The organism is Streptomyces sp. NPDC004667, from assembly GCF_040609475.1.
Lineage (GTDB): Bacteria > Actinomycetota > Actinomycetes > Streptomycetales > Streptomycetaceae > Streptomyces.
This window is the reverse complement of record NZ_JBEXKC010000172.1, coordinates 1-6,636: the sequence shown is the minus strand read 5'-3', so window position 1 is coordinate 6,636 and position 6,636 is coordinate 1. Positions and strand designations below refer to the sequence as shown.

Annotated in this window: 7 protein-coding genes and 1 tRNA gene; 3 read left to right on the top strand and 5 right to left on the bottom strand. The window is 67.9% G+C overall.

Annotation, left to right across the window (positions count from 1 at the left end; translation table 11 throughout):
• Positions 1-1,116: 1,116 nt before the first annotated feature.
• Positions 1,117-1,338, bottom strand: a complete 222-nt coding sequence (locus ABZW32_RS38420; protein WP_356225366.1) for a hypothetical protein — start codon at positions 1,336-1,338, stop codon at positions 1,117-1,119.
• 65 nt (positions 1,339-1,403) lie between these two features.
• Positions 1,404-1,859, bottom strand: a complete 456-nt coding sequence (locus tag ABZW32_RS38415; protein ID WP_356225364.1) for a hypothetical protein — start codon at positions 1,857-1,859, stop codon at positions 1,404-1,406.
• 40 nt (positions 1,860-1,899) lie between these two features.
• Between ABZW32_RS38415 and ABZW32_RS38410 the strand changes: the two genes are divergently transcribed.
• Positions 1,900-2,325 carry a hypothetical protein gene (locus tag ABZW32_RS38410; protein ID WP_356225362.1) on the top strand — a complete coding sequence of 142 codons (426 nt, stop codon included), beginning with the start codon at positions 1,900-1,902 and terminating at the stop codon, positions 2,323-2,325.
• Between the two features lie 47 nt (positions 2,326-2,372).
• On the opposite strand, the gene ABZW32_RS38405 is transcribed toward ABZW32_RS38410, so the two are convergent.
• Positions 2,373-2,801 carry a DUF4240 domain-containing protein gene (locus tag ABZW32_RS38405; RefSeq protein ID WP_356225360.1) on the bottom strand — a complete coding sequence of 143 codons (429 nt, stop codon included), beginning with the start codon at positions 2,799-2,801 and terminating at the stop codon, positions 2,373-2,375.
• Positions 2,802-2,845: 44 nt separating this feature from the next.
• Positions 2,846-3,817 (bottom strand): transposase, encoded by a 972-nt coding sequence (locus tag ABZW32_RS38400; RefSeq protein ID WP_356225368.1) that lies wholly within the window; start codon positions 3,815-3,817, stop codon positions 2,846-2,848.
• 608 nt (positions 3,818-4,425) lie between these two features.
• Between ABZW32_RS38400 and ABZW32_RS38395 the strand changes: the two genes are divergently transcribed.
• Together ABZW32_RS38395 and ABZW32_RS38390 are read left to right on the top strand one after the other, a co-directional pair.
• Positions 4,426-4,543, top strand: a tRNA-Pro gene (locus ABZW32_RS38395).
• A gap of 368 nt (positions 4,544-4,911) precedes the next feature.
• The gene (locus tag ABZW32_RS38390) at positions 4,912-5,421 is read left to right on the top strand and encodes a hypothetical protein (protein WP_356225358.1); all 510 of its coding nucleotides are present in this window, start codon (positions 4,912-4,914) and stop codon (positions 5,419-5,421) included.
• A gap of 636 nt (positions 5,422-6,057) precedes the next feature.
• On the opposite strand, the gene ABZW32_RS38385 is transcribed toward ABZW32_RS38390, so the two are convergent.
• Positions 6,058-6,441 (bottom strand): hypothetical protein, encoded by a 384-nt coding sequence (locus ABZW32_RS38385; protein WP_356225356.1) that lies wholly within the window; start codon positions 6,439-6,441, stop codon positions 6,058-6,060.
• Positions 6,442-6,636: the final 195 nt, after the last annotated feature.

Here is a 6,636-nt window from a genome sequence, read left to right as displayed (position 1 = left end):
TTGAGTTCTCAAGGAACGGACGCTTCCTTTGTACTCACCCTCTCGGGCTTTCCTCCGGGCTTTCGTTCTGTTCTTGCGTTTCCGACTCTATCAGACTCTTTCGTGTCCGATTTTCCTCGGCGCTTTCGAGGTTCTGCGCTTTCGCGTTTTCCCTTTCCGGCGGTTCCGACTCTATCAGAAGTTTTCCACCGGATTTCCCCGGCTTCAGATTCCGAATTAAGAATCGAGTGCACCCGACAGGTGTTTGATGCCTTGTTGGGTGGGAGTCGCCGAACCTGTCCGGTTCGAGGCAACTGTTTGACTCTACAACCCTGCCTGTGGGGTGTCAAAACGGTGGACGAGGGGTAGCGGACGTCCTCGTCTGCACACGTGCCGGGCAGCCCCCGTGCCGCCGGTCGCTGCACGGAGCGGCACTTCAGGTGGGTGGCGAGGGGGTCTCGCCCCCTAACGGACACACGGTGCCGTCGCCCGTCCCGGGCAACGCTGACGACCTTGCCCCTGATCCGGCCGGCTTCGCTAAGGCGGTGGAATGTCGACGGGGTGACCTGCCCGCCCCGCGTCAACGAGGCCACGAGCTCCGCCAGGTGCGCCACGTGGTTACTGGCACCCCGCTTTCGGCAGGTGCCTCGATGGGGGTTGCGACCGAGACGATCCGCCCGCCCGTACCGTCGAGGCCAGGGCCGTGGCATCGTGCGGGCGCAGCGGAACGAGATGGAGCAGGACATCCCCCGGGTCGTCGAGCGCGGCCGCAGCCGGCACAGCGGTGGAGGCGATCACGCGGTCCGCTCCGTGCCGCAACCGTGAGGGCCGGGCCGTGCCGGAGTCCTCCGAGGCGGTGGTCGTGCCGTTCGTCCCGCCTTGGCGCACACTCGACGTTTTGGGCCGGCTCCGGCGCCTGGTGGCCCGCACGACGCAGGGACACGAAGCGGCCCGAGCACTGTTGACCGAGGGGAAGACTCTGCCATCGATCGACCGGACACGGCGCGGACTCGGATACGGCCGGGTCGAAAGCCGGGGCACTGACGCCGAGCTCGTCAAGCGCGGGGCCTACGGCCGAGCCAACCTCGACCTCCTACGCCAACGCACACTCCTGGGTCCGCGGGCCCCTCTCCTTCGTCAGAGGTCAACACGGCGTTCGACCGCTGAAGCGCCGACTGCCGACCCGTAGCGCAGCACGATGTGCGCCGGGCGGAAGGGAAGATCACGCAGAACGGGGGCCATGACGGCGAACAGGGCATCGGCGTCCGGACCGTACGCGTAGAGGGTGACCTCACCGCCTCCGAACTCGTTGCCGTCGAACTCGCCGACGTCGGCGCGCTCGATCAGTTCGGCCAGCACAGTCTGGGCCTGCCGGGTGACACGGCTCCGGCCGAGCTGACGGCGGGGGTCTCCGGGACGGTCGGTCAGGGCTTGGCGGCGATTTGCGACGGAGGTTCGCCGCCGGAGGCAGTGATGGCGCGGGGGCCGACGACGGTTGTCTGCGGGAATTCCCATCGGCGGTCCAGCATGTCCAGCATCTGAGTGCGCGCCTGTACCGGGCTGAGCACGGACCCTTGCACACCAGTGACGGTCACGATGTCCGCAGCCTTGTTCTTGTCGGTACTGGAAGGCCCCTCGTAGGCCGCGAAGACGGGGACCGGGTTGTCGATCCAGTGGGAGAGACCGCGGGCGAGGGCTTGATCAGGCCCGCCGTGCCCGATCGCCTTGTACTTCCCCTTGAGCAGGGTGGGTGACAGGACCACACGGTAGGGACCCGGCTGCGAAACGACCTCGGGCTTCCCGCCGCCCCAGACGCCCGGTCCGGCACTCGGATCGCCGCTGCCGCAGGCTGTCAATACGCCAACCGCTGCTCCCGCCATCGGGTAGCCGTCACGTCACAAGATCCCCGCCAGCGCCGAAATGCGTGACCGCCTCGCCCACACCACCTGCCGGCAGCCGAACGGCCACCCCGAGCTGCACGCAGCGGTCCAGCGCCTGGCCGGCGACTTCGGCAATCCGCGCCTGGGTACCGGCTCGACCGTCCCCGCCCTCCCGGACGCGCTCCCGATGTACGCCCTGCGCTTCTGGTTCGCCGATCAGCCCACCCCCGTCGGCACCACAGACGGCTGGGCGGCAGCACTCGACGACCCGGCCGTCACGGCCACGCTCGACGCGGTCCACCGAAATCCGGCAGCACCCCGGACCGGGGCCAAACTCGCCGTAGAGACGGGCCTCTCCTGGGCAGCATTCACCAGACACTGCTCCTCACCCGCGGGCCAACCGCCAGCCGGCTACCTGGGCCTGGTGATGGATGACAACTTCAGGGTTCTGGCACACATTCCGTGAGGACGATAAACGGTGCTGGAGGTCGTCACCGTCGGCAGGCCTGCTGTTCAATCAGCCCAGCCCTCGATGTTCGAGCACGACTCGTAGGAGTAGCGCGTGTCGCGGTCCCACTCCTTTCCGGTGATGCGTCTGTATGCCCGGTCCGGTGTGTAGAGCAGGGGCTCGGCCCAGATGAGGTCGGTGACGTAAGGAGTGAAGGCCGCAGGGTCTTCGAGGACGCTGTCGAAGACGGTGCGGCCGGCGGCGACGACCGCGGCACGGGTGTAGAGAAAGGCATCTCCGCCCAGGTCGTGTCCGTACTCCTTGCGATCCAGCCGGTAGAGCGCCCAAGACAGTTGTTCGGCAAAGCCGATGACCAGCGACAACGGAGACTGGGCGAGCCGCTCGGTGAGGGTGTCTGCAAGAACGTCGGCGTCCGGGTCAGGTTCCGTGGGCCTGCAGTCCTCGATGAGCTGCCAGAAGGTGTCTTCGTTCATGCTGGTGAGCATGCCGGAGAGGTTTGACAGCCCTGGCTCCCGGGTCACCTGTTTGCTGCTGCTGTGAGAAGGACGCGTTTGCGGAGCAGGGGGAGCCTGGCTCGTCCGAACATCTGGCGTTTGATCATCTTGATGTGATTGACGCGGCCTTCGACCGGGCCTGAGTTCCAGCGTGTACTCAGGCCCTGGAGCACGGCCTCCCAGTCCTTCGCCAGCCCGGTGGCGAATGTGTGCAGGCGGGGTGAGTCCGCGGTGCGGGTAGCGGTGATCCAGTCTTTGAGGTGCTGGCCGGAGGGGGTTTGAAGGATCTCTGCGAAGCCGCGGACGTGCTCGTGGAGGGCCTGCAGTTCAGGGCAGTGGGCAAGTACGGTGGCGAACTGCTGGTGGTCCCCGTCGGCCAGGCTCTCGGGGTGCCGCATCATCCAGCCGGTGACCCTGCGGATTCCTGGTGGTGCGGGTGGGACGACGCGGATGCGTTGGCGGCGCCTCGGTCGCAGATGGTCGCTGATGATCTGGTAGCTCCCGCGGTAGCCGAGGTTTTGGAGCTCAGCATGCAGCTGGATGGCGTTGGTGTGTCCTTCGGCCCAGAGTTTGTCCAGGTGAGGCTTGTAGGGGTCGAGCTGGCTGGCCCGAGGCTGGCGCCTTCCGGTCAGCAGCTGCTCGGGGACTGACGCGCGGGCGTTGCGGCGGACCGTGTTACCGCCCGTGTGTAGTTCCCTGGCGATCTCCCGGATCCCGTGTCTTTGGGCCAGCAGGGCATGGCTGGCCGCGTGCCGCTCTCTGATGCGAGCCTCGATCGGCGACATCGTTTTCGTCGCATTCGCGCTGTCGCCATCGCTCGCAGTGTCATCAGAGCTGGTGAAAGCCGCCTTGAGGCAGTTGCTGTGGAGTCGGACGGTGGCTTCGACGGCGGTGCCGAGGTTCTGCCAGAGGTGGAAACGGTCGGCCACCTGGACCGCGTTCGGGGCACCGGTCCGGGCGCCGTCGGAGTAGGATCCGGCGCGGTCACGGCAGATGATCTCGGCGCCGGGATGCTCGCGCAGCCAGCCAGGGTGGAGGCGTCGCGGCCAGGTAGCAGGTCGAGAGGCCGGCTGCTTTCGCAGTCGATGAGGACAGTGCCGTAGTGGTGCCCGCGGCGGGTGGCGAAGTCATCGACGCCCAGCACCCTGGGGACTGCCCAGACGGGATCCGGCACGGCCGTGATCGCCCGTAGGAGCGTTATCCGGCTCACCTTCGTCTGCAGGGCAGCAGCGAGATGGGATCCAGCGCGGCCGGCGAGGGCAACCGCGACGACCGCCAGGACCCGTCGTGAAGCTGGAGTGTGCCTCCCGTACCTGAACGTGAGCCCAGCGACCTGCTCGACGAACGTACGTCGCCCGCACAGGTCGTTCTCGCAGTACGGCCGCCGCACGGTCGGTTCGATCAGTACCGGCTGGTTACCGACCGGAGTATCGGCCAGCCGACGCTGGTAGCAGCTGTGGACACGGCTCGACGGAAGCTCACAGTCCACAAATTCTGTTGACCCATGGCAGCGGTTGCCGGTGTCCCAGATAAGGATTCGTCCGCAGAGAACGGTGGCCCAACCCTGAGCCGGAGCGGGAGTACGCGCATTCCCGCAGGTTGCGGCGCCGTGGCAGAGCGGCTCATTGCACCGCCGTGGGCGAGGTCCCTCCCACGGGGACTGACGGAAACGGGGCGGACCTGCTCCCATCTGTCCGCGGGTTCAAATCCCGTCGGCACCGCAGCCGACCTGCACGTAGTCCAGCGCACGGACCTGCCACGTCGCGCCAGGTCCACAGGAGTTGTGCCAGAGGCCCAGAACCAACTTCAGTCGTCTGCTGCGGGCAACGGCAACACCCTCTGGAATCCGTTGCCGCCCACGCGGGATACGTCTCCGAGTCCGCCGTCGCCAGCGCATTCAAGCGCGCACACGGACTGGCCCCCGGCGACGGACGGCCGTCCCCGTTGCGGCGAAGTCGCGGCGAACGCCGGACTCGGTCACCGCCCAGGCTGCCCGTCCGCCTTGACCTTCGAGTGGGTCGAAGCCCAAGGATGGCGCGGGGCCGGATCCCGAACGACCGCTCCCGAGCCGGACTACGAGGAACACCCCATGACCACTTCACCCACCGCCCCCGACCCGACCATGGACGCCATCGGCCGGGCCGTCGCCGAAGGCAGGGCCGGTGACGTCCCCTCCGCCCGCCGGAAACTGCTGGCCCTGTGGTCCACGATCGGCGTCACCGGCGACCCCTTGCACCGCTGCTCCCTCGCGCACTACCTCGCGGACCTCTACGAAGACCCCGCCCAGGCCCTCGCCTGGGACGTCCGGGCCTTGGACGCCGCCGACGCAGTGACCGAGCAGCGCGCCCAGGAGCACCAGGCCGGCCTGCACATCGCCGGCTTCTACCCCTCCCTGCACCTCAACCTCGCCGACGGCTACCGCCGGCTCGGCTCTTTCGGAGCCGCCGCCGAGCACATCGAGGAGGCCCGGGCACAGACCGACCGCCTTCCTCGGGATGCCTACGGTGACCTGGTTCGTCACGCCATCCACGAGGTGGCCGAAGCCATCGCCGCGCGGGACCGCACCCGACGGGCATCGGCACCCGGCTCCCCGGCATGACGCGACGCGCTGCCCCCACCCCGGCCTCCGACTCCACAGCCCGCCCAGGAGGTGGGCGCCGATGTGACGGGCAGCGTACGAGTCGGCGACGCATCACCTTGCCCCCGGGCTTGGTCCAAGGCCTGCTGCCGGCGCTGCGCCCGGAGAGGTTCACCAGCCTCAGTACGCCGAGCCCGGCCGCGGTGGACGGGTACATCAGGAGCAGACGTAGCCGTTCGGGCCGCCACCGTTGTGGGACGCCCTCCCCCACAGGCACCCCCTCTCATCGCGGATGCGCACGCGTTCGCCTCTTTGGACGTCGTTTCCCTCGGGTCCTGTACGACTCATGAGGGCTGGCGCTTCCGGCGCCAGCGTCCCAAGATCGGGTTCCATGTCTCAGGCCGTACACGTCCAGCACACGCGCCTACTGCGCACGAGTTCGCTCAATCTCTGTGAACGAGGGCCCTCCTCCGCAACTGGATCGACATCACCGATACGTGGCAGCAGGATCCGCTCCAGAGCGGGATTGCCGATGCCTTCATCTGGCGACCTCCAATGCGCAGGACCGTCCTGCCCGGATGACCGCAGGAACATCGGCAGCAGCTGCCGAGTTCCGGAACGAGGCCTCGCAGCTCGGTACCGAGCGAGTTCCCGAGTTCAAGGGCAGCGGTCCACCGTCGCGCCGTGGGGCCAGGAGCCGTGCTCGATGACGTGCTCAACTGCCCGGCAGGCCATGGGAAATGGGACGGTGTCCCGGTCGGGGTAGGTGTCGATCCGCCCGTTGGACAACAGGTATCCGCCGGAGCTGCCCTCGCCCCGCGGGTCGACCAGGTGCTCCCCGGGACCACCTGCACCGTCCATGAGAATGACCTTCGCGCGCTCGCCGTTGGTGACCACGGACAGAAGGCGACCCCGGCCGTCCTCGAACCACGTCTCCTGGGTCGCCCAGTCCAGCCTGTGTACGAGCAACGTCCGGGCTTCCGCACCGGAATAGCCGTCAGAGGCATGGCCCAGCAGATGCCAGCGGTGAGACTCGGTCATCGGATTCTCCGGTGGGGGGCGGGTGGCCGTGAGATCCGGTCTGGTCATGACCGTCCCGGAGGAGGAGCCGCCGCCGGCCTGCCCGGGGCGAACGGACCGGCCGGCCCGTAAACGCAGAAAAGCCCCGCACCATAAGGTGCGGGGCTTTCCCACAATGATTGTTCGGCGGCGTCCTACTCTCCCACAGGGTCCCCC

Coding starts and splice junctions, on each gene's coding strand:
- ABZW32_RS38385 (WP_356225356.1), bottom strand. CDS start 6,441: ATGACCGAGTCTCACCGCTGGCATCTGCTGGGCCATGCCTCTGACGGC.
- ABZW32_RS38405 (WP_356225360.1), bottom strand. CDS start 2,801: ATGAACGAAGACACCTTCTGGCAGCTCATCGAGGACTGCAGGCCCACG.
- ABZW32_RS38410 (WP_356225362.1), top strand. CDS start 1,900: ATGCGTGACCGCCTCGCCCACACCACCTGCCGGCAGCCGAACGGCCAC.
- ABZW32_RS38390 (WP_356225358.1), top strand. CDS start 4,912: ATGACCACTTCACCCACCGCCCCCGACCCGACCATGGACGCCATCGGC.
- ABZW32_RS38415 (WP_356225364.1), bottom strand. CDS start 1,859: ATGGCGGGAGCAGCGGTTGGCGTATTGACAGCCTGCGGCAGCGGCGAT.